Origin of the sequence: Mangrovimicrobium sediminis, assembly GCF_004745945.1 — a bacterium.
Taxonomy (GTDB): domain Bacteria; phylum Pseudomonadota; class Gammaproteobacteria; order Pseudomonadales; family Halieaceae; genus Mangrovimicrobium; species Mangrovimicrobium sediminis.
The window spans coordinates 163,775-187,887 of the sequence record NZ_SRLE01000005.1; the positions used below are offsets into that span (position 1 = coordinate 163,775).

General features: G+C 67.5%; 20 protein-coding genes and 1 riboswitch. Of the genes, 10 read left to right on the plus strand and 10 right to left on the minus strand.

All coding sequences use genetic code 11. The annotated features are described in order from the left end of the window. Positions 1-38: 38 nt before the first annotated feature. From E4634_RS05670 to E4634_RS05695, 6 genes are read right to left on the minus strand one after another with little or no spacing between them, the layout of a single operon-like run. Positions 39-926, minus strand: a complete 888-nt coding sequence (locus tag E4634_RS05670) for a cobalamin-binding protein (RefSeq protein ID WP_240725100.1) — start codon at positions 924-926, stop codon at positions 39-41. Then, a complete protein-coding gene (locus tag E4634_RS05675) occupies positions 923-1,702 on the minus strand; it encodes a heme ABC transporter ATP-binding protein (protein WP_135441691.1) in 780 nt (259 codons plus the stop codon). The genes E4634_RS05670 and E4634_RS05675 overlap by 4 nt, the downstream gene beginning before the upstream one ends. After that, complete coding sequence (locus tag E4634_RS05680; RefSeq protein ID WP_135441693.1) at positions 1,699-2,712, minus strand: FecCD family ABC transporter permease; 1,014 nt, start codon at positions 2,710-2,712, stop codon at positions 1,699-1,701. Before E4634_RS05680 ends, E4634_RS05675 begins: the two co-directional genes overlap by 4 nt. Continuing rightward, entirely contained in the window at positions 2,694-4,169 is a 1,476-nt protein-coding gene (locus E4634_RS05685) for a cobyric acid synthase (protein WP_135441695.1), read from the minus strand. The genes E4634_RS05680 and E4634_RS05685 overlap by 19 nt, the downstream gene beginning before the upstream one ends. A 17-nt stretch (positions 4,170-4,186) precedes the next feature. Next, entirely contained in the window at positions 4,187-4,795 is a 609-nt protein-coding gene (gene cobO / locus E4634_RS05690; RefSeq protein WP_135441697.1) for a cob(I)yrinic acid a,c-diamide adenosyltransferase, read from the minus strand. A 30-nt stretch (positions 4,796-4,825) separates the two neighbouring features. Next, a complete protein-coding gene (locus tag E4634_RS05695; protein WP_135441699.1) occupies positions 4,826-6,679 on the minus strand; it encodes a TonB-dependent receptor plug domain-containing protein in 1,854 nt (617 codons plus the stop codon). Positions 6,680-6,777: 98 nt separating this feature from the next. Continuing rightward, a riboswitch (cobalamin riboswitch) is annotated at positions 6,778-6,923 on the minus strand. A 95-nt stretch (positions 6,924-7,018) separates the two neighbouring features. On the opposite strand from E4634_RS05695, the gene E4634_RS05700 reads away from it, so the two are divergent. The 4 genes from E4634_RS05700 (at position 7,019) to E4634_RS05715 (ending at position 11,032) form a co-directional block, all read left to right on the plus strand. Further along, positions 7,019-7,531: a DUF501 domain-containing protein gene (locus tag E4634_RS05700; RefSeq protein WP_135441701.1), complete on the plus strand. Its 513-nt coding sequence runs from the start codon at positions 7,019-7,021 to the stop codon at positions 7,529-7,531. Further along, positions 7,528-8,124, plus strand: coding sequence for a YigZ family protein (locus E4634_RS05705; protein ID WP_135441702.1), 597 nt, complete (start codon positions 7,528-7,530; stop codon positions 8,122-8,124). The genes E4634_RS05700 and E4634_RS05705 overlap by 4 nt, the downstream gene beginning before the upstream one ends. A gap of 109 nt (positions 8,125-8,233) precedes the next feature. After that, positions 8,234-9,289, plus strand: a complete 1,056-nt coding sequence (locus E4634_RS05710; RefSeq protein ID WP_135441704.1) for a 3-deoxy-7-phosphoheptulonate synthase — start codon at positions 8,234-8,236, stop codon at positions 9,287-9,289. 3 nt (positions 9,290-9,292) lie between these two features. Further along, positions 9,293-11,032, plus strand: a complete 1,740-nt coding sequence (locus E4634_RS05715) for a mechanosensitive ion channel family protein (RefSeq protein ID WP_135441706.1) — start codon at positions 9,293-9,295, stop codon at positions 11,030-11,032. Here the strand turns inward: E4634_RS05715 and E4634_RS05720 are convergent. After that, complete coding sequence (locus tag E4634_RS05720; protein ID WP_206046808.1) at positions 11,029-12,063, minus strand: DUF481 domain-containing protein; 1,035 nt, start codon at positions 12,061-12,063, stop codon at positions 11,029-11,031. The genes E4634_RS05715 and E4634_RS05720 overlap by 4 nt on opposite strands. A 143-nt stretch (positions 12,064-12,206) precedes the next feature. On the opposite strand from E4634_RS05720, the gene E4634_RS05725 reads away from it, so the two are divergent. Continuing rightward, complete coding sequence (locus tag E4634_RS05725; RefSeq protein WP_135441710.1) at positions 12,207-15,758, plus strand: hybrid sensor histidine kinase/response regulator; 3,552 nt, start codon at positions 12,207-12,209, stop codon at positions 15,756-15,758. A 52-nt stretch (positions 15,759-15,810) separates the two neighbouring features. Here E4634_RS05725 and E4634_RS05730 read toward each other — a convergent pair whose 3' ends face one another. Next, positions 15,811-16,503, minus strand: coding sequence for a type II secretion system protein GspG (locus E4634_RS05730; protein ID WP_135441712.1), 693 nt, complete (start codon positions 16,501-16,503; stop codon positions 15,811-15,813). 69 nt (positions 16,504-16,572) lie between these two features. Further along, positions 16,573-17,763 (minus strand): type III PLP-dependent enzyme domain-containing protein, encoded by a 1,191-nt coding sequence (locus E4634_RS05735; protein WP_135441714.1) that lies wholly within the window; start codon positions 17,761-17,763, stop codon positions 16,573-16,575. A 128-nt stretch (positions 17,764-17,891) separates the two neighbouring features. Between E4634_RS05735 and E4634_RS05740 the strand changes: the two genes are divergently transcribed. Next, on the plus strand, positions 17,892-18,338 hold the full coding sequence (locus tag E4634_RS05740) for an Lrp/AsnC family transcriptional regulator (protein ID WP_240725101.1): 447 nt from the start codon (positions 17,892-17,894) through the stop codon (positions 18,336-18,338). An 8-nt stretch (positions 18,339-18,346) separates the two neighbouring features. On the opposite strand, the gene E4634_RS05745 is transcribed toward E4634_RS05740, so the two are convergent. After that, positions 18,347-19,231: a LysR substrate-binding domain-containing protein gene (locus E4634_RS05745; protein ID WP_135441716.1), complete on the minus strand. Its 885-nt coding sequence runs from the start codon at positions 19,229-19,231 to the stop codon at positions 18,347-18,349. 153 nt (positions 19,232-19,384) lie between these two features. Here E4634_RS05745 and cysC point away from each other — a divergent pair, with 153 nt between their 5' ends. The 4 genes from cysC to E4634_RS05765 all read left to right on the plus strand — a co-directional run bounded on the left by cysC (position 19,385) and on the right by E4634_RS05765 (position 24,050). Then, a complete protein-coding gene (cysC, locus tag E4634_RS05750; protein ID WP_135441718.1) occupies positions 19,385-20,002 on the plus strand; it encodes an adenylyl-sulfate kinase in 618 nt (205 codons plus the stop codon). Between the two features lie 13 nt (positions 20,003-20,015). Continuing rightward, positions 20,016-21,203, plus strand: a complete 1,188-nt coding sequence (gene sat, locus E4634_RS05755; protein ID WP_135441720.1) for a sulfate adenylyltransferase — start codon at positions 20,016-20,018, stop codon at positions 21,201-21,203. A 76-nt stretch (positions 21,204-21,279) separates the two neighbouring features. Beyond that, positions 21,280-22,233, plus strand: coding sequence for a DHH family phosphoesterase (locus E4634_RS05760; RefSeq protein ID WP_135441722.1), 954 nt, complete (start codon positions 21,280-21,282; stop codon positions 22,231-22,233). A gap of 92 nt (positions 22,234-22,325) precedes the next feature. After that, on the plus strand, positions 22,326-24,050 hold the full coding sequence (locus tag E4634_RS05765; protein ID WP_135441725.1) for an SLC13 family permease: 1,725 nt from the start codon (positions 22,326-22,328) through the stop codon (positions 24,048-24,050). Positions 24,051-24,113 lie beyond the last annotated feature (63 nt).

Below are 24,113 nucleotides of genomic sequence, written 5' to 3' on the forward strand. Positions count from 1 at the left end.
GGGCTCAAGTCGCGGATTCTACGAGATAGCTGCGGCGGTCACCGGGAGGTCTGCGCAACAGCGCGCACGCCGTCGAGTTTGGCGCACAGGCGCGTGGCGCCCTCGGCGATGCGTGCGGTGGGCCGCTGCAGCAGGTCCGGATCCACGTGCACCAGTGCATCGTTGCGCACCGCCCGCAGCTCGGGGAAACGCAGCCACTCGTCCAGCCACTCCGGGCGCGAGCGGTCCATGCCGCTGGCGACGATGACCTCGGGGTCGGCGGCCAGCACCGCTTCGATATTGACCCGGGGCGCCAGCGGAGCGAGCTCGGCGAAGATGTTCTGCGCCGCGCACAGCTCCAACACCTGGCTGATCATGTGCTCGCCGTTGACGGTCTGTAGCGGCTGATTCCAGATCTCGTAGAAGGCGCGCAGGCGTCGGGCACTTGCGTAGCGTTCGCGCAGTGCGGCGATGCGCGCCTCGAAGGCAGCGGCGGCAGCCTCCGCGGTGTCGCGGGTGCCGGCCAGCGCGCCGATGGCGCGAATGCTGCTGGCGATATCGGCGAAGCTGCGCGGTTCGCTGACGTAGGTCGGTACGCCCAGGCGCTCCAGCCCGGCCAGCCCGGTCAGGCCGTTGCCTGAACCCCACAGAATCACCAGGTCCGGGCGCATGGCGACCACCGCCTCCAGGCTCCAGGCGAAGGCGCTGCCGACCTGCGGCAGCTCGCGCGCGGGTTCCGGGTAGTCGCTGTAGCTGACCACGCCGACCAGCCGGTCGCCGGCGCCGGCGCTGTACACGTTCTCCACGCTGTGCGGCGCGAGGGCGACGATGCGTTGGGCCGGCGCATCGAGCGCGACCGTGCGCCCGCTGGCATCCACCGCGCTGGGTCCGGCCTGTGCGACCTGTACCAGCATCGCCAGCAGCAGTGCGCAACCGCGGCGCCTCACAGCTGCACCACCAGCGGTCGCTGCGACACCGGGTGGGAGAGAATCTGCACCTGGATGCCGAACACCGCGGTAAACAGCGCGGGAGTCAGTACCGTGGCCGGTTCACCGCAGGCGACCTGGGCGCCGTCCTGCATGACCAGCAGGTGGTCGGCACGCGCCGCCAGCAGGTTGAAATCGTGGCTGGCGATGACCACCGCGCAACCCTCGGCTGCGACCCGCGCGACCACGTCCAGCACCATGTGCTGGTGGGCCGGGTCCAGGGCCGCGCTGGGTTCGTCCAGCAGCAACAGCCGCGTCGGGGCGTCCTGCGCCCGCCACACCTGGGCGACGGCGCGCGCCAGTTGTACCCGCTGGCGCTCGCCGCCGGACAACTGGGTGTAGCGCCGCTCGCGCAGGGCGGCGGTATCCGTCGCCGCCAGCACTTCCTCGAGGATGGCGCGGTCGGCGGCGCGACCCGAGGCGTGCGGGATGCGCCCCAGCTGTATGACCTCGGCCACAGTAAAGGGAAAGTTCAGGCTGGCGTGCTGGGTCTGCATGGCCAGCGCCCGCGCCCGCGCTTCCCGTGGCCAGTCGCGCAACTCGCGGCCGGCGAGCCGGATGCTGCCACCGCTGGTGCCGACGCCGCCGGCCAGACAGTGCAGCAGGCTGCTCTTGCCGGCGCCGTTGGGGCCGATCAGGCCGAGTACCTCGCCGCTGGCCAGCCGGAAATCGATACCGTGCAGCAGGGGCGGGCCGTAGGGCGCGGCGCCCAGTGCGCTGACCTCGAGCGCGTTCATCCGCCAATCCCGTAGTCGCGCCGCTGGCGCAGCAGGGAAATGAAGAACGGCACGCCGACGATGGCGGTGACCACGCCCACCGGCAGTTCCATGGGCGCCACGGCGGTGCGCGCGAGGGTGTCCGCCAGCAACAGCAGGAGCGCGCCGGCCTGGGCAGACGCCGGCAACAGGTAGCGGTGGTCCGGGCCGATCAGCAGGCGCACGATATGCGGGACCACCAGGCCGACGAAGGCGATGGTGCCCGCCAGCGCGACGGAACAACCCACCGCGAGTGCGACCAGCAATATGATGGCGCGCTTGGTGCGCTCTACCGGCACGCCGAGGTAGCGCGCCTCGGACTCGCCCAGCAGCAGGGCGTTGAGGGCGGTGGCAAACCGCGGCAACAGGCCGATGGTGACACCGCCCACCAGTAGCGCGACCAGCGCGCGGGGGAAGTCCGCGCCATCCAGCCCGCCCATGCGCCACAGGCTGATGCGGCGCAGCACCTCGTTGCTGGAATACAGTTCCAGGATATTGCCGCCGGCGCCGGCCAGCGCCGTAATGGCGATGCCCGCCAGCAGCATGGTCGCCACCGAGGTGCCCATCTCGCTGCGCGCCAGGCGGTAGACCAGCAGCACGGCGAGCATGCCGCCGATGAAAGCGCCGGCGGACACCAGGGTGAGGCCGAGGGCGCCGTGAATCAGGGGCGCGGCCAGCGCGATCAGGCAACTGGCGCCGAGGGAGGCGCCGGCGGTCACGCCGATCAGCGAGGGGTCCGCCAGCGGATTGCGAAACATGCCCTGCATCGCTGCGCCGCTGATGCCGAGCATGGCGCCGACCAGCGCCGCCATCAGCGCACGCGGCAGGCGGATCTGCTGCACGATGGCCGCGGTACCGCCGGCCTCGCCCGGGCTGAACAGGGCCGCCAGGCTCTCCCCCGGCCCGAGGCTGACGCTGCCCATGGCCAGCGCCGCGAGCAGCGCGACGGGCAGGGCGGCAAACTGCAGGCCGATCAGCCGGGCGGGGCGCATTGGCTGCCCGCCGCGGGCGCGGCGTCGACCCCTTGCGGCAGCAGCGCCGCGAGGTCCAGGTGTTGTTCGAGACAGTCGGCCAGGCGCTCGATCTCCCGTTCGCGCAGGGCCTCCATGTCGATAGTGTGCACGGTATCCAACCCGGCCCAGCGCAGCAGGGCGTTGCAGGCGTCAGGTGAGTCGAACAGGCCGTGCAGGTAGGTGCCGGCGACCTGACCGTCCGCGGACAGCGCGCCGTCCCAGCCACCGTCTTCCAATTGCACGAAACCGCTGGCGTCGCTCGCCAGTACGCTCTCGCCGCAGTGAATCTCGTAGCCGCTGACTGCGCAGTCGAGTGCCGGGATGCGTCCGCGGGTGTGGCGCAGGACCTTGCCCTCGCGCAGCGTGGTGACCAGCGGCAGCAGGTCCAGGCCCGTGCTGCTGCCCGCATCGGCCTCCACGCCCTGCGGGTCGTCGATGCGCTGCCCGAGCATCTGCAGCCCGCCGCACAGGCCCAGCAGTTTGCCGCCGTAGCGCAGGTGGCGCTGCAGGTAGTCCGGCCAGCCGTTGTCGCGCAGCCAGGCGAGGTCCGCGCGCACGTTCTTGCTGCCGGGCAGGATCACCAGGTCCGCCGGTGGCGGTTGTTCGCCGGCGCCAACGTAGCGCAGGTCCACCTCCGGGTGCTGGCGCAGGGCGTCGAGGTCGGTGTGATTGGAGATGCGCGGCAGCACCGGTACGACCACGCGCAGGCCCTGCCCGCGGCTTTGCTGCGCGGTGTCGATGGCGTCCTCTGCATCCAGGCGCAGGTTGTGCAGGTAGGGGATGACGCCGAGCACGGGCTTGCCGGTGCGTGCCTCCAGCCAGTCCAGGCCCGGCTGCAGCAGGCCGAGGTCGCCGCGAAAGCGATTGATGACAAAGCCGGTGACGCGCTCGCGTTCGGACGGCGAGAGTAATTCCAGGGTGCCGACCAGGTGCGCGAAGACGCCGCCGCGGTCGATGTCGGCGACCAGGATCACCGGGATGTCAGCGGCCTCGGCGAAGCCCATGTTGGCGATGTCGCGCTCGCGCAGGTTGATCTCCGCGGGGCTGCCGGCGCCCTCCACCAGCAGGTACTCGTGCTGCGCCTGCAGTCGCTCCCAGGCGGCCATCACCGCGGCCATGGCGATGCGCTTGTAGTCGTGGAAGCCGGCGGCCTCCATGTCGCGCAGCGGCCGGCCGGCGACAATGACCTGGGCGCGGGTATCGCTGGAGGGCTTGAGCAGTACCGGGTTCATGTCGGCGTGGGGTGCGATGCGCGCCGCCTGTGCCTGCAGCGCCTGGGCGCGGCCGATCTCGCCGCCTTCGGGGGTGACCGCGCTGTTCAGGGACATGTTCTGCGGCTTGAACGGGGCGACGCGCAGGCCGCGGCGCGCGAGCACGCGGCACAGGCCGGTGACCAGTGCGCTCTTGCCGGCGTCCGAGGTGGTGCCCTGCACCATCAGTGCAGCGGGCGGTTTCAGAAGTCCACGCCCCGGCGCGCCATCACGCCCGCGCGGAAGGCGTGCTTGACGTCCTTCACCTCGGACACGGTATCCATCACCGCCTGCAGCGCGGCGCCGCCGCCGCGGCCGGTGACCACCACGCTCTGCTCGCGCGGGCGTTCGCGGATAACGCCGGTCACCTCGTCTTCGTCGAGGTAGCCGTAGGCCAGCATGTAGGTGAGTTCATCCAGCACCACCAGGTCGAAAGCGGGGTTTTCCAGCATCGGCCGGGCCAGGGCCCAGGTGCGCCGGGCCGCGGCCATATCCGCCTCGCGGTCCTGGGTGTCCCAGGTAAAGCCAGTGCCCATCTGGTGAAACTCCACCTGCGGGCAGTGCTCGCGCAGGTAGATCTCCTCGCCGGACAACTGCTGGCCCTTGATGAACTGCACCACGCCTACCTTCTGGCCATAGCCGAGCGCGCGCATGACCATGCCGAAGGCGGAGCTGGACTTGCCCTTGCCGTTGCCGGTAACCAGCACCGCCACGCCGCGCTCCTCGCTGGCCGCCTCGATGTTGGCGTCCACCTTCGCCTTCTGTTTTTCCATCGACGCCTTGTGCCTGGCGTTCTTGCGTTCCTCGCTCATGCTGCGGCCTCTCTCATGCTTCAGTCATGCTCAGAAGGTGTAGCGTACGCCGGCGTAGGCAGCGGCGCCGCTGGTATTGTAGGTCGGCACTTCCTCGTAGTCCTCGTCGAGCAGGTTCTCCGCGCGCACGTAGATGTCCAGCCCCTGCAGCAGCGCGAAGCTGGCGCGGGCGTCGACTACGGTGTAATCGTCCATCGGCCGGCCGTCCAGGCCCACCGCGTCGCGCGCCAGCCGCGCGTCCACCCCGATGCGCAGGCGGTCGCCCAGGCCGCGCCAGGTGAGGCCGAGGTTGGCCAGGTGCTCCGGCCGGTAGACGCGCGGGTTGCCGTCCGCCGCCTCGGTGTCGTTCCAGGTGTAGTTGCCGGTGAGGCTCAGGCTGGCCAGCACCGGCCACTCGGCGATCAGCTCCACGCCCCGGGAGCGGGCCTCGCCATCGCCCTGCAGGTAGCCGGAATAGGCGAACAGGTCGAAGTACAACTCGTCCTCGACGCGTTGGTCGAAGTACACCGCCTCCAGGTACAGCCCGTCGTTGCCAAACCAGGATACGGCGAGATCGTAGCCGGCGCTCTCCTCGGCATCCAGTTCGGTGCCCGCGGCGGGGGGGTAGGCGTAGGGACCCGCGTTGTAGGCGATCTCGTACAGGCTGGGCGCGCGGAAGCCGGTGCCGTAGGTGCCGCGCAATTTCACGTCGCCGCTGCCGGTCGGAACCAGGTAGGCGGCGCTCGCCCGCCAGGAGGTGTAGCTGCCGAAGTCGTCGTTGTCGTCGTAGCGGGCGCCCACGGTGACGTACAGCCGGTCGGTCCAGCTGCCCTGGTACTCCAGGTAGTAACCGTCCTGGTCGCGGCTTTCGCCGTCGCTGCCGTCCTCCAGGTGTTCGGTCTGCAGGTCGGCGCCGTAGACCAGTTGCAGCGCATCGCTGGCGCGGAAGCTGCCCAGGTAGCTCCAGCGCTCCAGAGAACCTTCATTGGCGAAGGCCTCGATGCCGTTGGAGAAGTTGGTGCGCTCGGTGCGGCTATCGTTGTAGGCCAGTTCATGGCTGAGCCGCTCGCCGCGCCACTGCGCACCGGCGCGCCAGGCGCGCTGGCTGTACTCGTCGCGGCAGTCGTTGGTGCTGGAGAAATCCAGCGCGTCATAGCAGCCGTCGTACTCGCTCTCGCCGTCGACGTCGTGGCCGGCCAGCGACAGGGTGAGCGCATCGGTCGGGCGCCAGGCGACGCGGCCGTGCAGGCTGGTGTTGTCGTAGCTGTCCTCGTCCTGCTCGACCTGGTCGTTGCTGCTGGCGTTGAAGCCATCGGCGGAGAAGTCGGCGGCGGAGAGGTTGCCCTCGAACTGCTCGCTGCCGTAGGCGAGGTTACCCGCCAGCTGCGCGGTGCCGTAGCGGCCGCCCTCGGCGCTGGCGTCGCCGCTGAAGCCGTCGCGCGGCGCGTGGGTGGTGATGTTGATCACCCCGCCAGCGTCGGCGCCGTACATCATGCCCTGCGGGCCGCGCAGGATCTCGACCCGCTGCACCCCGGCGCTGAGCAACTGCTCCATGCGCGGCGAGTACTGCGGCGAGCTGGTGTCGGAGATATCGATGCCGTCGAGGAAAACCCTGGTGCGGTAGCCCTCCTCGCCGCGGATGCGCAGGGTGGACAACTTGCCGGCGCCGCCGTTATTGCTGACAGCGACACCGGGCTGGGTACGCAGCACGTCCTGCAGGCTGAAAAAGCCCAGCGACTGGATTTCCTCGGCGGTGATGACCGAGACCGAGGTGCCCACCTGGCGCAGCGGTGTGGGGATGCGCGAGGAAGTGACGACCATTTCCTCGAGGCTGGTCTGGGCGGTGGCTGGCAGCGCGAGACAGGCGCAGGCTGCGAGCAGCGGGTAAGCGGGTTTGAAGTGCATGTGATTCCTCAATAGCCGGTAAATAGTGGCGATTGAGGGAGGGAATCAGGAAACGCGACGCGGGATCGAGCGACCTTGAATGAAGCCCTCCGCTCCATCGGTACGACAGTGTCCAGGCAGGTGTCGGGCTCGCAGTCGTCGACTGCATACCGTTGCGGGGGCAGCGGTGGCGTTTCACCACACTTCCCATTTAACCCACCCAGCAGCTCTCGCTGCGGCAGGCACCTGGTACGGGCGGGGATTGTGGGACCGGGCCCGGGGTTTGTCAATCGAATAGCGTCTGACCGCGGCGGCGGATTGCCGTAGAATGGCGCCCTCGAATTCACAGCGAGAGGCGACATGCCGGTAAGCCCGCAACAGCAGGCCAGGGTGGCCGAACTGCTGGGCCGCGAACCCCGCGGCCTGGCCGCTATCGCGGTGGCCGGCAGTGGCGGCGAGCCGGTGGTGATCCGGGTCGCTGCGCTGGTGGACGACAAACCCTTTCCCACGTTGTTCTGGCTGGTGTGCCCGCGCCTCAACTACCGCATCGACGTGGTCGAGGCGGGCGGCCTGATCGCCCGCCTGCAGGCGCGCATTGACGCCGACCCGGCGCTGCGCGAAGCGATGGTCGAGGACCACCGCCGGCACATCGCCCTGCGCGACAGCTACATCGACGCCGCCCAGCGGCAGCGGCTGCAGCAACTGGGTTTCGCCGCGGTATTCGAGTGTAAGGGGATCGGCGGCATCGCCGATTTCGGCCGTATCCGCTGCCTGCACACCTGGTATGCGGCGCACCTGGTGGAGCCCAACACCGTCGGCCGGCTGCTCGACGAGTACTGGGCCGCGAGTGCCCCGGAGGATCCCGCGGCGTGAACTGGCAGGTGCCGGCGGCACAGGCGCAGGTCGAGTACGAAGTGAAGAAGAGCCGCTTCATCGCCCGCGTGCTGCCGGTGAGTTCGCGCGAGGAGGTCAACGCCGAGGTCGCCCGGGCGCGGGCGGACTACCCGGACGCGCGCCACCACTGCTGGGCCTACCTGCTGGGGCGCCCGGCGGATGCCACCGGCGCCGGCATGAGCGACGATGGCGAACCCGCCGGTACCGCCGGCAAGCCCATTCTCAACGTGTTGCAACACGGCGAACTCGGCGACGTACTGGTCATCGTTGTGCGCTATTTCGGCGGCATCAAGCTCGGCGCCGGCGGACTGGTGCGCGCCTACGGCAGCGCCGCCCGCCTGGCGCTGGAGGCGGCCCCGGTGCGCGAGCGGCGCAGCCTGCTGCACTGCGAGGTGCGCGGCGACTTCGCCCATGAACAGCAGCTGCGGCATTTCCTGCAGGGAGTCGAGGGCGAGTTGCTGGAGGTCGAGTACGCGCAGCCGGTGTGTTTCCTTGTCGCCCTGCCCGAGGGCGCCCTCGAGGCCCTGGCCGGCTTCTGCGCGGCCCAGGATTTACACCTGCTTCGGCCCTGAATGCCGCGCCCGCGAATGCCCGCCACGCGGTGGTATGCGCGCCTCGCGGTGGTATAGTAGGCGCCCTTTTTTGGCGAGGCCGGCAGACGGCCGCACACAGGTTCGACCCATGACAGCCAGTACCGATGATCTTCGCATCCAGAAGACCAACGAACTCATCGCCCCCGAGCAGCTGATCGGCGAGATCGGCATCAGCGACGCGGGTGCCGAAACCGTCGCCGCGGCGCGCAACAGCATCCACCGCATTCTCAGCGGCGAGGACGACCGCCTGCTGGCAGTGGTCGGCCCCTGCTCGATCCACGATCCGCAGGCCGCCCGCGCCTACGCCGAGCAACTCAAGGTGGTGTCCGACGAACTGGCGGAAGACCTGTGCATCGTCATGCGCGTGTACTTCGAGAAGCCGCGCACCACGGTGGGCTGGAAGGGGCTGATCAACGACCCGGACCTCAACAACACCTTCCAGATCAACAAGGGCCTGCACCTGGCGCGCCAACTGCTCGCCGACCTCGCGCAGATGGGCGTACCCGCCGGCACCGAGTACCTGGACCTGATCAGCCCGCAGTACTACGCGGACCTGGTTTCCTGGGGCGCCATCGGCGCGCGCACCACCGAGAGCCAGACCCACCGCGAGCTGGCTTCGGGGCTGTCCTGCCCGGTGGGCTTCAAGAACGCCACCGATGGCGACATCCAGGTGGCTATCGACGCGATCAAGTCCGCCTCGCGCCCGCACCACTTCCTGTCGGTCACCAAGCAGGGGCATTCGGCGATCTTCCAGACCGCCGGCAACGAGGACTGCCACGTGATCCTGCGCGGCGGCAAGCACCCCAACTACGACATGTTCTCGGTGGAGGACACCAGCGCCCTGCTGACCAAGGCCGGCCTGCCGGTGCGCATCATGATCGACGCCTCCCACGCCAACAGCCGCAAGCTGCCTGCCCGGCAGATCGACGTGGCCTCGGATATCGCCACCCAGGTGGCCCGCGGCAGCCGGGCGATCATGGGCATCATGCTCGAAAGCAACCTGGTGGAGGGGCGCCAGGACGTGGTGCCCGGCCAGGCGCTGACCTACGGCCAGAGCATCACCGACGCCTGCATCGCCTGGGACGACACCGCGCCGCTGCTGCGCGAACTGGCCGGCGCGGTGCGCATCCGCCGCGGCAGCTGAACCGTGCCCTCGCTGGCCTTGCTGTCCCGGCGCGCGCTGTTGCCACTACTCGCGGCGTTGCTGCTGACCCTGGGGTCCGCACTGGCGAGCGCCGAGCAGGAGGCCGTTGCGCCGCCGACCATCCAGCAACTGGGCGAGCAGCTGCAGTCGCGTATTGCCGACCTGCGGCGCATCGACGACGAGTTGCAGACGGCGCCGGCACGCTACCAGGAACCGCTGGAAATCCGCCGCGACGACCGCGCCTTCCGCGCCCTGCAGGACCTTGAAAAGCTGGTGCAGGCGGTGCTCGCGCTGCCCGCCGACGCCGCGGACCGCCAGGCCGGCACCGAGTACGTGCAGCAGTACCTGGAGACCGCCGCCGAGCGCATCCTGCAGCGCGTGGATACCCTGGGCCAGCGCATCGACAAGGGTTTCGACAGCCTGGATGAGCTGCAGGGCCCAGAGCGGCTGCAGGCGGAGGCGCGGGTACACTCGTTGCAGGCCAAGCGCTTTCGCTATTACTCCGCCCTGGTCGCGGTGATCGAGGGCATCCAGTCGCTGCAACTGCCGGTGCAGTCGCTGCTCGACGAGGTCCAGCCGCGGCTCCAGTTACAGGCCGAGGCGCTGGTCGGACGCATGGAATTCAACGGCCAGGTCCTGCGCGAACTGCGCGGTCGCCAGCCGCAGCAGCGCGACAACGCCGACCTCAACACTGCGATCAGCACCCTCAGCGCGCAGCAGAAGACGGATATCGCCAACCTCACCACCATGATTGCGCTGCTCGAGCGCCTGCAGGTGCCAACCCAGGATTACCGCGCGACCCTGGTGCAGCAGGGCCAGGGCCTGTCCCTCGCTACCCTGGAAAGCGGCGCGATTACCACGCTGCTGCAGGAGACCTGGGATTCGGTGCGCGAGTCGCTGGGCACCACGGCGCCCAACCTGGTATTCAACGTCGTGGTCTTCGTGTTGATCGTGGTCACCTTCTACACGCTGGGCCGCTTCGCCAAGCGCGGCGTGCGCGCCACCTTCGAGCGCCCCGGCGTGCGCATGTCCACGCTGCACAAGAACACGCTGATCTCGCTTACTGGCGGCACGGTGACCCTGGTCGGGTTCCTGATCGCGCTGGCGCAGATGGGCATTTCGCTGGGACCGATGCTCGCCGGTCTCGGTGTCGCCGGCTTTATCGTGGGTTTCGCCCTGCAGGACACCCTGGGCAATTTCGCCTCCGGTGCGATGATCCTTATCTACCGACCCTTTGACGTCGATGACTATGTCGAGGTGGCCGGTGTCGCCGGTTTCGTCAAGAAGATGAGCCTGGTCTCGACTACCATTGCCACCTTCGACAACCAGACTCTGGTCGTTCCCAACACCAAGATCTGGGGCGACGTGATCAAGAACGTTACCGCGCAAAAGGTGCGCAGGGTGGACCTCAAGTTCGGGGTCAGCTACGGCGACGACGTTCCCCACGTCGAGCGGGTGTTGCGCGAGATCGTTGCCGCGCACGAGAAAATCCTGGAGACGCCGGAGACCAACATCCGCCTGCACGAGATGGGCGACTCCTCGGTGAATTTCATCGTCCGGCCCTGGGTGCGCACCGAGGACTACTGGGACGTGTACTGGGATCTCACCCGCGAGGTGAAGGTGCGCTTCGACGCCGAGGGCATCAGCATCCCGTTCCCGCAGCGGGACGTGCATTTCTATCCCGCGACAGCGGACGCCGAAGCGGCTCTGGACGATGCCCGGCGGGACGACGAACCCGGCTAGTTGTTCCAGCCGATGCCGGTGGTGATGGCGTAGTCGGTATCGCTGCCAGTAGCCGACTGGTTGTCGGTGTTGGCCCAGGCGGTCACATCCCAGTACAGGTCATTGAGCAATTCCCAGCGCAGGCGCACGTTGCTGCTGCTGCGCACCCGTCCCTCGTCGGTGACGCTCGGGTAGAGCGTGAAGTCGAAATCGATATCCAGCTCCGGCGAACTGAAGCGCCAGGTGGCGAAGTGGGTGTTGAGGATCAGTTCCACGTCCTGGGTGGTTTTCTCGCCCTCGCTGTCCTCGTCGATGACCTGCAGGCCGGCGGTGCCGGTGAGCGTGGAGCGGTGGGTGTCGATGAAGTAGCGCCCGACACCCGCGCCGACACCGACACGCCGGGTCAGCGCGAGTTCGTCGTTGGTCTCATAGCTGGCGAACAGCGCGCGGTAGACGCTGCCGCGGTCGGTACTCCAGGTATTGCGACTGAGGTTGACCGTGGTGCTCTTGGAATCGTTGTCGTCGGTGCGCGACAGGTCGGTGCGCGCGGAGAGCGTGTTGGAGGAGGTCTTGTCCTCGTAGTTGATATTGGTGTTGAAGGACACCTGGCCGACGGACGTGGCCTTGGTATAGGCGACGGTGGCGGAGAAGTAGATGTTCAGGCGGTCGACGAAGCTGTCCTCGATCGGGCGCACCTCGACCACCTGCAGCAGGTCGATCGGGTGCCGGCCGTAGATGTCGGTGAGCACCAGCTGCCCGGCCCGTGAATCGCGCTGGATCGAGCCGTACAAGCGCTGGCCGTCGCTGAGGCGTAACTCGTAGTGGTAGTCGCTCTGTAGGTGCGCGATCTCCGGCCACTCGATGCCGATAGTGCCAATGGCGTCCGTGGACAGCTCCAGGATACCGCCCTCCATGGACTTGATCTCGCCGGTCACCTTGTCACCATTGTACAGGGTGATCACGTCCGTCTTGCGCTCCTGGGCCTGGCACGGCGCCACCGCCAGCCAGAGCAGGCAGGCCAGCAGCAGCGGGAGGGTCTTGGTCGCAGGCACGGGGTCTCGCATCTCGCCGGTTTGAGTTCGTCGCCTATATTAGCCGAATTTGTCCCGCGCGCCTGCCACCGCGGGCGCGCGCGGCGCCGCGGAGGCCGTGATATGCTTTTGCGACAACCAGAAGAATCGAGTCCGCTGTTTCCATGGTGACACCCTCGCACCTGCTCAGCCTGGCGCTGCTCTATATCTGCGTGCTGTTCGCGGTGGCCTGGTATGCCGACCGCTCCTCCGGGCGCGGTGAGGTGCGCAGCGCACACTGGCTCTCCGGCCCGGGCTGGCGCGGCAGCATCTACGCGCTGTCCCTCGCGGTGTACTGCAGCTCCTGGACCTTCTACGGCGCCGTGGGCAGTGCCGCCGAGTCGCCCTGGGGTCACGCGCCCATCTACCTGGGCCCGATCCTGGTATTCGTGTTCGGCTGGCCGATCATCGAGCGCCTGCTGGCGGTGGGCGCCCGGCACCGCGTAACCTCCATCGCCGACTACATCGGCGCGCGCTACGGCAAGCGGCAGTTGCTCGCGGTGCTGGTCACTCTGGTGGCGACCGCGGCGGTGCTGCCGTACATCGCCCTGCAGTTCAAGGCTCTGGCCCAGGCCTGGACGACTATCGGCGGCGACCCCGCGGTGGAGGCGATGGGCGCCGACACCAACCTGCTGGTGGCGATTATCCTGGTGGTGTTCACCATCCTGTTCGGCGCCCGCCGCCTCGACGGCCGCGAGCGTCACCAGGGGCTGATGACCGCCATCGCGCTGGAATCCCTGGTCAAGCTGGTCGCGTTTATCGCCGTGGCGGTGCTGGCCATCCACTATCTCAGCCGGCTGCCGGTGGAGGCGCGCTTCGAGAACGTGCAGCACCGCATGGGCGATTTTACGCTGACCGCTGATTTCGTCGCCCGCACCCTGATCAGCGCGCTGGCCATTCTCTGCCTGCCGCGCCAGTTCCACGTCATGGTGGTGGAGGCCCAGGCGGGCACCAATACGCGCATCGCACGCTGGCTGTTCCCGCAGTACCTGGCCCTGTTCATGTTGCTGGTGATTCCCATCAGCCTCGCCGGGGCGAGCATTTTCTCGGTGTCCGAGGAGATCAGCCCGGACGTCTACGTGCAGTTGCTGCCGATCTCGCTGGACGCTCCCTGGGTGACGGTGGCGGCGTTTATCGGGGGAATTTCCGCGGCGACCGGCATGGTTATCGTGGCGACTGTCAGTCTCGCCATCATGATCACCAACGAGGTGGCCGCGCCCCTGTACATGTGGGTGAACGCGCGTTCGCCGGCGGCGGTGCTCAAGCTCGGTGACAGCCTGCGGCGCATCCGCCAGTTCACCATCGCCGGTATCCTGCTCTGCGCCTGGCTGGTGTCGCAGCAGATCATGCATATTCCCTGGCTGGCGCGTATCGGCTTCATTTCCTTTCTCGCCGCGGCGCAGATCGCGCCGGCCCTGCTGGCGGGATTGTACTGGCGCCGCGCCCACGGACTGGGGGTGATCGTCGGCCTGCTCTCCGGCCTCGCCCTGTGGTTCTACTGTGGCGTGCTGCCGGTGGTACTGCCGGACGATGCGCCGCTGCTGGTGCACGGCCCCGCGGGCATCGACTGGCTGCGCCCGCTGAACCTGCTGGGGATTCCGGCGGGCTACCGGCTCGCCTACGCCACCGCCTGGAGCCTGTCGGTGAACATCTGCCTGCTGGTAGCGGTTTCGCTGCTGCTGCGCCCGTCGCGGGCGGATGAGCGCCAGGCGCGGCTGTTCTTCGGCGGCGAATCCGACCCCCTGCGCGAGCAGGACCGCGACATGGAGCTGAGCCTGATCCGCGTGAGCCAGTTGCACGCGCTGCTGCCGCCGTTCCTCGAGCGCGGCGAGATGCGCCAGATGTGGCTGCAGTTCGAGGACCGCTACCAGCAGCGCCTGCTGCCGGGGGACCGCGCGCCGGTGTTCGTGGTCAACCAGGTCGAGTCGGTGCTGGCGCGGATCATCGGCAGCACCTCCGCGCACCAGGTGATGGAACAGCTGGAGCGTTCCCAGCAGCTCGAGTACACCGACCTCGCCGGCATGATGACCGACGCCAGCCGCCTGCACACCTTCAACCGCGAACTGCTGCAGACCACGGTGGAGTCGCTGGAGCAGGGCGTCTCGGTGGTCGATGGCGAACTGCGCCTGGTGGCCTGGAACAAGCAGTACGAGCAGATGTTCCACTACCCGGAGCGCTTTCTGTATGTCGGCTGCCCGATCGAGCGCGTCTACCGCTTCAACGCCGAGCGCGGCATTCTCGGCAGCGGCGAGCGACCGGTGGAGGAGGAGATCGCCAGGCGCATGCAGTGGTTGCAGCAGGGCAGTCCGTATCGCCTGCAGCGCACCATGCCCGATGGCAAGGTGGTGGAGATCCGCGGCAACCCGCTGCCCCACGGCGGTTTCGTCTCCACCTATATCGACATCACCGACTACCGCGACATGGTGGAGCAGCTCGAGGAGACCAAGCTGGAGCTCGAGCAGAAGGTCGCCTTCGGCAGCCAGACCCTGAGCGAGACCAACGCGCGCCTGCGCCAGGAAAACCGCCTGCGCGCGCAGGTCGAGGCCAGCCTGCGCGAGGCGCACCGCTCGAAGACCCGGTTCATGTCCGCCACCAGCCACGACCTGCTGCAGCCGATCAGCGCCGCCCGGCTGTTCACCGCCGCCCTGCGCCCGCGCCTGGGCGCGGACGTGGAGCCCTCCACCGTGCTGATCTTCGACCAGATCGACAACTCGCTGCAGCGCGCCGAGCGCCTGATCGCCGAGTTGCGCGAGATCTCGCGCCTGGATTCCGGCAAGCAGATGCCGCGGCGCAGCCACTTCCCCTGCGCCGAGGTGTTCGACGCCCTGAGCCAGGAGTTCCGGCCGGTGGCCGAGCTCAAGGGCTTGGAGCTGCGCGTGCAGCCCAGTTCGGTGTGGTTGTACTCGGACCAGTCGCTGGTCACCCGCATCCTGCAGAACCTGCTGTCCAATGCGATCAAGTACACCAGCTCCGGGCGCGTGGTGCTCGGCGTGCGGCGGCGCGTGGCCGGTGCCGAGATCCAGGTGTGGGATACCGGCCCGGGCATTCCCCGCGACCAGCGGGTGCGCGTGTTCCAGGAGTTCGAGCGCCTGCACCAGCCGAGCCAGGCGGAGGAGGGGCTGGGCCTGGGCCTGGCCATTGTCTCGCGCTATGCGGAGTTGCTCGGCCACCCGCTGCACCTGGATTCCCTGGAGGGGCGCGGCACGCTGTTTTCATTGCAGGTGACCTTTGGCGCCCCGCGCCAGCGCGGCGTCCCGGTACCGGCAGGCACCGCCGGGCACGGCCTGGAGGGCCTGCGCATCCTTTGCCTGGACAACGACCCGCTGGTGCTGGAGGGGATGCGGCAGATGCTGCAGGCGATGGGGGCGGATGTGGCGGTGGCGGCGTCGCGCGCCCAGTTGTTACAGCATATTGCCGACGGCTACCGGCCGGACGTGGTGCTGGCCGATTATCACCTCGACGCCGGCGACACCGGGCTCGAGGCATTGCTCGCCGCGCGCAAGCTCAGCGGCGACAAGCTCCCCTGCGTGATCATCAGCGCCGACGACAGCGATGTCATCCGCGAGCGCGCCAAGGCCATCGGCTGTCGCTTCCTGCCCAAGCCGGTGAGTCCGCCGCGGCTGCGCGCGCTGGTGCTGGCGCTGACCGCTGAGGAGCGCCAGCTGCGCACGACCTGAGTGTGCGAGCGGACTTGCGAATGAGGTGGCGGGCGACGTTGTCGCCCGCGGATCACCGGTGGATTCTGGCGATGTGCTGGAGGTAGGGCAGCTGGTCGCTGCTGACATCGTGGGCCGGGCCAGTGCCGCCCTCGGCGCCATCCGCGCCCAGCGAGGTCACCTGGTAGTGGCCCTGGGTGCCGCCCCACTGTTCTTCCCAGTAGGTGTATTCATTGCCCCAGGGGTCCTTGGGGATGGGGTCGAGGTAACCGCCCTCGGGAAACTTCATCGGCAACCTGCCGGTGGTGGTGCGCGTGACCAGCGCCTTCAGCCCCTGGGCCATGGTCGGGTACTGGTAATTGTCGGTGTAGTAGGCCTCCAGCGCGGCGCTCAGCGCGGCGAAGTCCGCGGTGATTTTTGCCAGCGCCTGGTTGTCCGCGGTGAACGGGCCGACCCCGGTCAGTTCGAACAGGGTGGCGGAGGGGTCGTCGGAGCAGTAGATCTTTACCGCGCGGGCCTCGATGCGACGCTGCAATTTGCCATCGACTACGACGAAGGGCGCGAAATCCGCCTTCGGCGTGGTGTACGAGGTGTAGCCGCTGTACTCGCCGCAGACCACCGCCCCGGGATAGCGCTGCAGATTCCTGAACTCGAGTTCTTTCTTGATCGGCAGGCTGTCGGTGAGTACTTGTTTCGCCTGGTCGAGGTCGGCGCTACAGGCGCCGAGCATCAGGAGGGCGAGCGCGAGGCACAGGGCGCGCGGCATGTCGGGTTCTCCGCTGGGGTCAGGGTGCGCACAGTATGAACGCGCTCCCCGGCGCAGACAAACCCCGCGTCAGGCGGGGTCGAAGTCGGTGCCTTCGCGAATGTCGACGTAGGCCGCGGACTGGAAGCCGTTGAAGCGCGTGGAGGTGGCCGAGCCATAGGCGCCGAGCAGGCCGAACTCCAGGTAGTCGCCCGGGCGCAGGCCGCGCGGCAGGCTGACCGTGCGCTGCAGGCGGTCGATGGGGTCGCAGGTGGGGCCGAACACGCGGTAGTGGGTGTGCTCGCCGGCGACCGCCGCGCCATCGCGCCAGGCGCGCACCGGCAACTGCAGGTCGACCAGTGACTGCTCCTGCATGCCGCCGTAGACGCCGTCGTTGATAAACACGGTCTGGCCATCCTCGCGGCAGTGCACGATGCGTGCGAGCAGGCTGACGCTCGGCGCCACCATCGCGCGGCCGGGTTCGCACAGCAGCGGCACGCCATCGCCAAAGGCGCCGCGGGCGGCGCGGTGGACCTGGCCGAAGTAGGTCTCCAGGGACGGCGGCGCGGTGTTCAGGTAGTACTCCGGGAAACCGCCGCCGACATTGAGGAATTCCAGCGGCGTGTCTGCGCGCTGCGCGATGCGTGCGCCGGCCTCGACATAGCGCGCGTACATGGTCGGGTCGGTGCACTGGGAGCCGGGGTGGAAGGTCAGGGCAGCGCGCAGGCCGCGGCGGCGCAGTTCGGTCAGCAGGGCCACGGCGGCGGGTTCATCGGCGCCGAACTTGCTGCCGAAGTCGTAGGCGGCGCCAGCGTGGGCGAGTTTGAAGCGCACCGCGTAGATGACGTCGCGGTCGCCGTCGGTGCAGCGGTGGATCTTCTCCAGTTCCGCCATCTCGTCGAGGGCGAAGGAGCGCACACCGAAGCGCAGGTAGGCCTCGCGCACCGCCTCCTCGGCCTTGATCGGGTTGTTGAAGTGCAGCACAGCGCCCGGGCAGGCGGCGGCGACGGTGATCACCTCTTCCAGCGAGGCCACGTCGAAGTTGCGCACACCACAGCTGTGCAGGGTGGCCAGCACGCGGTACTCCGGATTGGCCTTGACCGCATAGCTGACCATGCCGGGGAAGCCCTCGAGGAAGCGGCGTGCGCGCTGCTCCAGCTGATCGGCGCAGAACAGGTACAGCGGCTCCACCGGTTTCACCCGGCCGGTGATCTCGGCGCTGTTGCGGTAGGGTGCTGCCTGCTGCGGGTAATGGAAGCGTTGCGCTGGGCTGCCGGTCATGGATGCCGTCTCCTCGATGAGAATGCTCGGATGCTTCTATTGTGGGAACGGAGGCTGTGCAGCGGATAGTTGCAAATACTGGCCAATTTGTCAGATTATTGGTCAATCTGAATAGATAGATAGACAATATGCCTGATCAATTGGACATCACGCAAAGTGATCGCCGCCTGATCCGCGCCCTGCAGCGGGATGCGCGCAAGAGCGTGAGCGAACTGGCGCGCGAGCTGGGGCTGTCGCGCACCACGGTGCAGAAGCGGCTGGCGCGGCTCGAGGAGGTCGGTGTGATCGCCGGCTACCAGGTCAGGCTGGGGGAGGGGTATCGCGCCAGTACCTTCCAGGCCTACGTCAACCTGGTGGTCGACCCGCACCTCTCGGCGCAGGTGGCCACGGCGCTCGGGCACATGGCCGAGGTCGAGGCGCTGTTTACGGTTGCCGGCAAGATCGACCTGGTCGCGCTGGTGCGGGTGAGCACGCCCGGGGAACTGGATGTGGCGCTGGACCGCATCGGCCAGCTGGACGGGGTGCGCGACACCGACTCCGCCATCGTGCTCACCACCAAGTTCGACCGGCGCTGAGCCGCGCCCTACGCCTCCACCGAGCGGCAGGTCTCCATCCAGCACTCCACCGACTCCAGGGCGAAGCGCTGTTTGGGCAGGGCGAAGTAGAAGGTGCGGCGCATGTCCCGGCGCGGCAGCTGCAGCGGCACCAGGTCGCCGTTGGCGAAGTTGCGCTGCAGCACGATCTGCGACAGGCAGCCGATGCCCAGGCCCGACTCCACCGCGTTCTTGATCGCCTCGTTGTGCTTGAACTCCATATACACGTTGAGATCCGGCAGCAGCCCGGCCATCGCCTTGTCGAAGGTCTGCCGCGCGCCGGAATCCGGCTCGCGCAAAATCCACGCGGCCTCCTTGATGTCGCGGGTGGTCAGGCTGTGCTTCTGCGCCAGCGGGTGGTGGGCGGCGCAGAACACCACCAGTTCGTCCTCGCGCCAGGGGATGAGGTCGAGTTCCTTGTGCAGCACCTCGCCCTCGATCATGCCGATGTCCACCTCGTAGTTGAGCACCATGGCCACCACGTCCGGCGTATTGGCGATCTCCAGGCTGACGTCGGCCTCCGGGTAGGCTGCCAGGTAACCCGCGAGGCAGCGGGTGGCGAGGTGGTTGCCGATGGTGAAACTGGCGCCGACCTTGATGTGGCCCAGCGCCTCGTGGGATTTCAGCACCTGCTCGAAGCTCAGGCAGTGGTCGAGCAGCGACTGCGCCTCCTTGCGCACCGTGTGGCCGACGGCGTTCAGTGCCAGCTTGTTGCCGACACGGTCGAACAGGGCGATGTCGTAGCTGTGCTCGAAGTTCTGCAGCGCCTCGCTGGCGGCGGACTGCGACATGTGCAGGATTTGCGCGGCGCGCGAGATGCTGCCCTGGCGGGCCACTTCGAGGAAGATCTGGAGCTGTCTCAGGGTATATTTCACCGGCCTGTCCTGTTATCGGTATTTCCGATGGAGACAATCATAATATCCTGTTTTACACATGGCACCAATGGCCGTAACCTGCGCCCTCCAGCCTGTACACGAAGCGGTGGAGACCGTCCACCGGCGATGCACACCTGACGAGGAAAACCGACCATGGCAGAACAGAAAGCGACCAACGTCCATTGGCACGAGGGTGACATCACCCGCGCCGACCGCGAGAAACTCAACGGCCACAAGGGTGCCACCCTGTGGTTCACCGGCCTGTCCGGCAGCGGCAAGAGCACCGTGGCGGTGGAACTGGAAGGCAAGCTGTTCGAGATGGGCGTCGCCTCCTACCGCCTGGACGGCGACAACGTGCGCATGGGCATCAACAAGAACCTGGGCTTCTCCGCCGAGGACCGCGCCGAGAACATCCGCCGTATCGGCGAGGTGGCCAAGCTGTTCGTCGACAGCGGCCAGATCGTGCTGTCCAGCTTCGTCAGCCCCTACCGCGCCGACCGCGACGCCGTGCGCGAACTGCACGACGCCGCCGGCATGGACTTCATCGAAGTGTTCGTCGACTGCTCGCTGGAGGCCGCCGAGTCGCGCGACCCCAAGGGCCTGTACAAGAAGGCACGCGCCGGCGAGATCAAGAACTTCACCGGTATCGACGACCCCTACGAGGCGCCGGAAAAGCCGGAACTGCACCTGCACTCCGACCAGCAGTCGCTGGAAGAAGAAGTGAACCTCATCCTCGAGCTGCTGCGCGAGCGCGGCATCATCAGCAAGTAACCGGGAGATACCGATGATCAAGCCCCATGGCTCCGACGAGCTGAACCCCCTCTTCGTCTACGACACCGAAGAGCGTCACGCACTGGTTGCCGAGGCCGAGAGCCTGCCCTCCCTGCTGCTCAACTCCGCCGCTGCCGCCAACGCGGTGATGCTCGGCGGCGGTTACTTCAACCCGCTCACCGGCTACATGAACCTGGCCGATTCCATGGCGGTGGCCGAGAAGATGGTCACCACCGACGGCCTGTTCTTCCCCGTGCCCATCGTCAACCTGACCGACGAAACCGGCATCGAGGCGGGCAGCCGCATCGCCCTGCGCGACCCCAACGTCGAGGGCAACCCGGTACTGGCGGTGATGGATGTCGAGGCGGTCGAGTCCGTGTCCGACGAGCAGATCAATTTCATGGCGGAGAAGATCTTCCGCACCCTGGACCCGGCGCACCCGGGCGTGGCGACCTTTACCGGTCTGGGCCGCACCATGGTCTCGGGCCCGATCAAGGTACTGAACTTCTCCTACTTCCAGGACGACTTCCCGGACACCTTCCGCACCGCGGTGGAGATCCGCAACGAGATCGCCGAGCGCGGCTGGAACAAGGTCGTCGCCTTCCAGACCCGCAACCCGATGCACCGCGCCCACGAAGAGCTGTGCCGCATGGCCATGGAAGACCTGAAGGCCGACGGCATCCTCATCCACATGCTGCTGGGCCAGCTCAAGCCGGGCGACATCCCCGCCGACGTGCGCGACGCCGCCATCCGCAAGATGGTGGAAGTGTACTTCCCGCCGAACACCGTGATGATCACCGGCTACGGCTTCGACATGCTCTACGCCGGTCCGCGCGAGGCCGTACTGCACGCGGTGTTCCGCCAGAACTGCGGCTGTTCCTACCTGATCGTGGGCCGCGACCACGCCGGTGTCGGCGACTACTACGGCGGCTTCGACGCGCAGACCATCTTCGACGAGGAAGTCCCCGAGGGCGCGCTGGAGCTGGAGATCTTCAAGGCCGACCACACCGCTTACAGCAAGAAGCTGGGCAAGGTGGTGATGATGCGCGACGCGCCGGACCACGAGAAGGAGGACTTCGTCCTGCTGTCCGGCACCAAGGTGCGCGAGATGCTGGGCCAGGGCATTGCCCCGCCGCCCGAGTTCTCGCGTCCGGAAGTGGCCAAGATCCTGTCCGACTACTACCAGTCACTGGATAAATAATCCCTGCCGGTGCAGCCGCCCGTCACGTGCCCTGCGGGTATCGGGGCGGGCGGCTTCCGGCGTTAAAGGAAGTGCTATGGATTACGATATTTTCAATGGCGACGCGGACGGCATCTGCGCGCTGCTGCAACTGCGCAAGGTCGAACCCCGCGACGCTACCCTGGTAACCGGGGTCAAGCGCGACATCAACCTGATGGCGAAGATCGACGCCGCCGCCGGCGACCGCGTCACTGTGCTCGACGTCTCCATGGACAAGAACAAGGCGGCGCTGGAAACCGTGCTGGGCAAGGGCGCCGAAGTGTTCTACGTGGACCACCACTTCGCCGGCGAGATTCCCGAGAACCCCGCGCTGACCAGCATCATCAACGAGGCGCCTGACGTGTGCACTGCAGCACTGGTCAACGGCCACCTGCGCGGCGCGCAACTGCCCTGGGCGGTAGCCGGTGCCTTCGGCGACAACCTCAAGGACACCGCGCGCAAGCTGGCCGAGGGCCTGGACATCTCCGCCGACGATCTCGCCGCGCTGGAGCGCCTGGGTACCTGCATCAACTACAACGGCTATGGCCCGGCCATCGAAGACCTGCACTTCGACCCGGCGGAGCTCTACCAGCGCCTGTACCTGGCCGACGGCCCGCTGGACTTTGTCGCCTCCTCGCCGGACTACGTGAAGCTCAGCGAAGGCTACGACTCCGACATGGGCCAGGCGGAATCCCTGCAGCCGGAGCACGCCACCGAGAAAGTCGCCGTGTTCATCCTGCCCAACGAGGCCTGGGCGCGGCGCGTGAGCGGCGTGTACAGCAACGACCTCGCCACCGGCAACCCGGGCCGCGCCCACGCTGTGGTCACGGTCAAGGACAACGGCAACTACCTGGTCAGCGTGCGCGCGCCGCTCTCGAACAAGCAGGGCGCCGCGGAACTGTGCATGAAGTTCCCGACTGGCGGCGGTCGCGCCGCGGCGGCGGGCATCAACGACCTGCCGGCAAGCGAACTGGATAATTTTGTCGCCGCTTTTTCCGCGGCTTACGGCTGATCGTACCGGCCCTCCCGCGCGCATCGGCATGATGCGCGCTGCTGTTCCGGTGGGGCGAGCGGGCGTATGCTAGGGAGAAACAGGGTCGCGGGATGATAGACCAGATACTCATTACAGGCTTGTTCCTGATCCTGCTGGCGAGCCTTATCTTTACCGATTGGCCCGCCGTGGGTGTGTTCAGCTGCTGCATGCTGGCGGCCTATTTCCTCGGCCTGGTAGACACCGACGACGTCCTGTCCAAGGCGTCCAACAGCGGGCTGATGACCCTGCTGGTCCTGCTGCTGGTGTCAGTGGGGCTGGAAAAACTCTCCTGGCTGACGCGGCTGTCCGACAAACTGGTGACACGAAGTTACGCCATGACCCTGGTGCGCCTGGGCGGCGTCACCGCGTTCTTCTCCGCCTTCGTCAACAACACCGCGGTGGTGGCGACGCTGGCCCACACCGTGCGCAGCAACCGCTACCACCCGGCGTCCAAGCTGCTGATTCCGCTGTCCTACGCGGCCATTCTCGGCGGCACCGTCACCCTGATCGGCACCTCCACCAACCTGATTGTCAGCAGCTTCCTCGAGGACGCCACCGGCAAGGGCCTGGCGTTCTTCGACTTCACCGTGATCGGCCTGACTGGCACCGCGCTGGGGCTGCTAGCCATGGCCTTCAGCTCGCGCCTGTTGCCGGTCTCGGAAAACGGCAAGATCGACATCAACGAATACCTGATCGAAGCCGAGGTCAACGCCGAGTCCGAACTGGTCGGCCGCAGCATTCTCGACAACGGCCTGCGCGACCTCGAGGACCTGTTCCTGGTGGAGATCGTGCGCGGCGAACAGCTGATCTCGCCGGTGGCGCCGCAGGAGTTCATCGAGGCCGGGGACAAGCTGATCTTCTCCGGCGACATCAAGCAGGTCGCGGTGCTCGACGCCTTCCCCGGCCTGCAGCTGTTCGCGGTGGAAGAGGGCCTGTTACAGGAGAACATGACGGAAGTGATCGTCATGCCCAACGCCTCCATCGAGGGCAAGACCATCAAGGAGAGCGCTTTCCGCGCCCAGTTCGATGCGGCGGTGGTCGGCATGCGCCGCGGCGGCAAGCGGCTCTCCGGCAAGCTCGGCAACATTACCCTGGAGGCCGGCGACAACCTGATGCTGGCGGTGGGCGCCGACTTCAACGAGCGCAAGAACCTCGACAAGAACTTCGTCGTCATCGACGACTCCGTGGGCCGTGTCCGCACCAGCCCGCTGCAGAATTACGTGGTGACCATCGTCCTCGCCGCGGTCATCATCCTGGCGACCACCGAGACCGTGCCGCTGATCAAGGGCATGGCCTTCCTGCTGGTGTGCATGCTGGTGCTGGGGGTGGTGCGCGGCTCGGAACTGCGCCGGCGCTTTCCCTTCGAGCTGTGGCTGATCATCGCCTCGGCTCTGACCCTGTCGCAGGCGCTGAGCAATACCGGGGTGGTGGCGCAGATTTCCGACTTCCTGCACCACTATCTCGGCGCCCTGGGCCCTTACACGGCCCTGGCCGGCATCTACCTGGGCACGCTGCTGCTCACCGAGATGATGACCAACAACGCGGCGGCGGCGCTGGTGTTCCCGATCGCCTACGGCCTGGCGGAGAGCTTCGGTATTTCCTACATGCCCTTTGTCATGGCCGTCGCCTACGGCGCCAGCGCGAGCTTCCTCACGCCGTTCGGTTACACCACCAACCTGATGGTGCAGAACCTCGGTGGCTACTCGATGGGGGACTATTTCCGCGCCGGCCTGCCGGTGTCGCTGGTGTACACGGCGGCGGTGCTGGTGTTGATACCCATGATCTTCCCCTTCTGAGCGGCCGGATTTGATGTTTGAGGGAAATGGCCGCCCGCCCGTCTAACACGGAAGTTGTCGAGG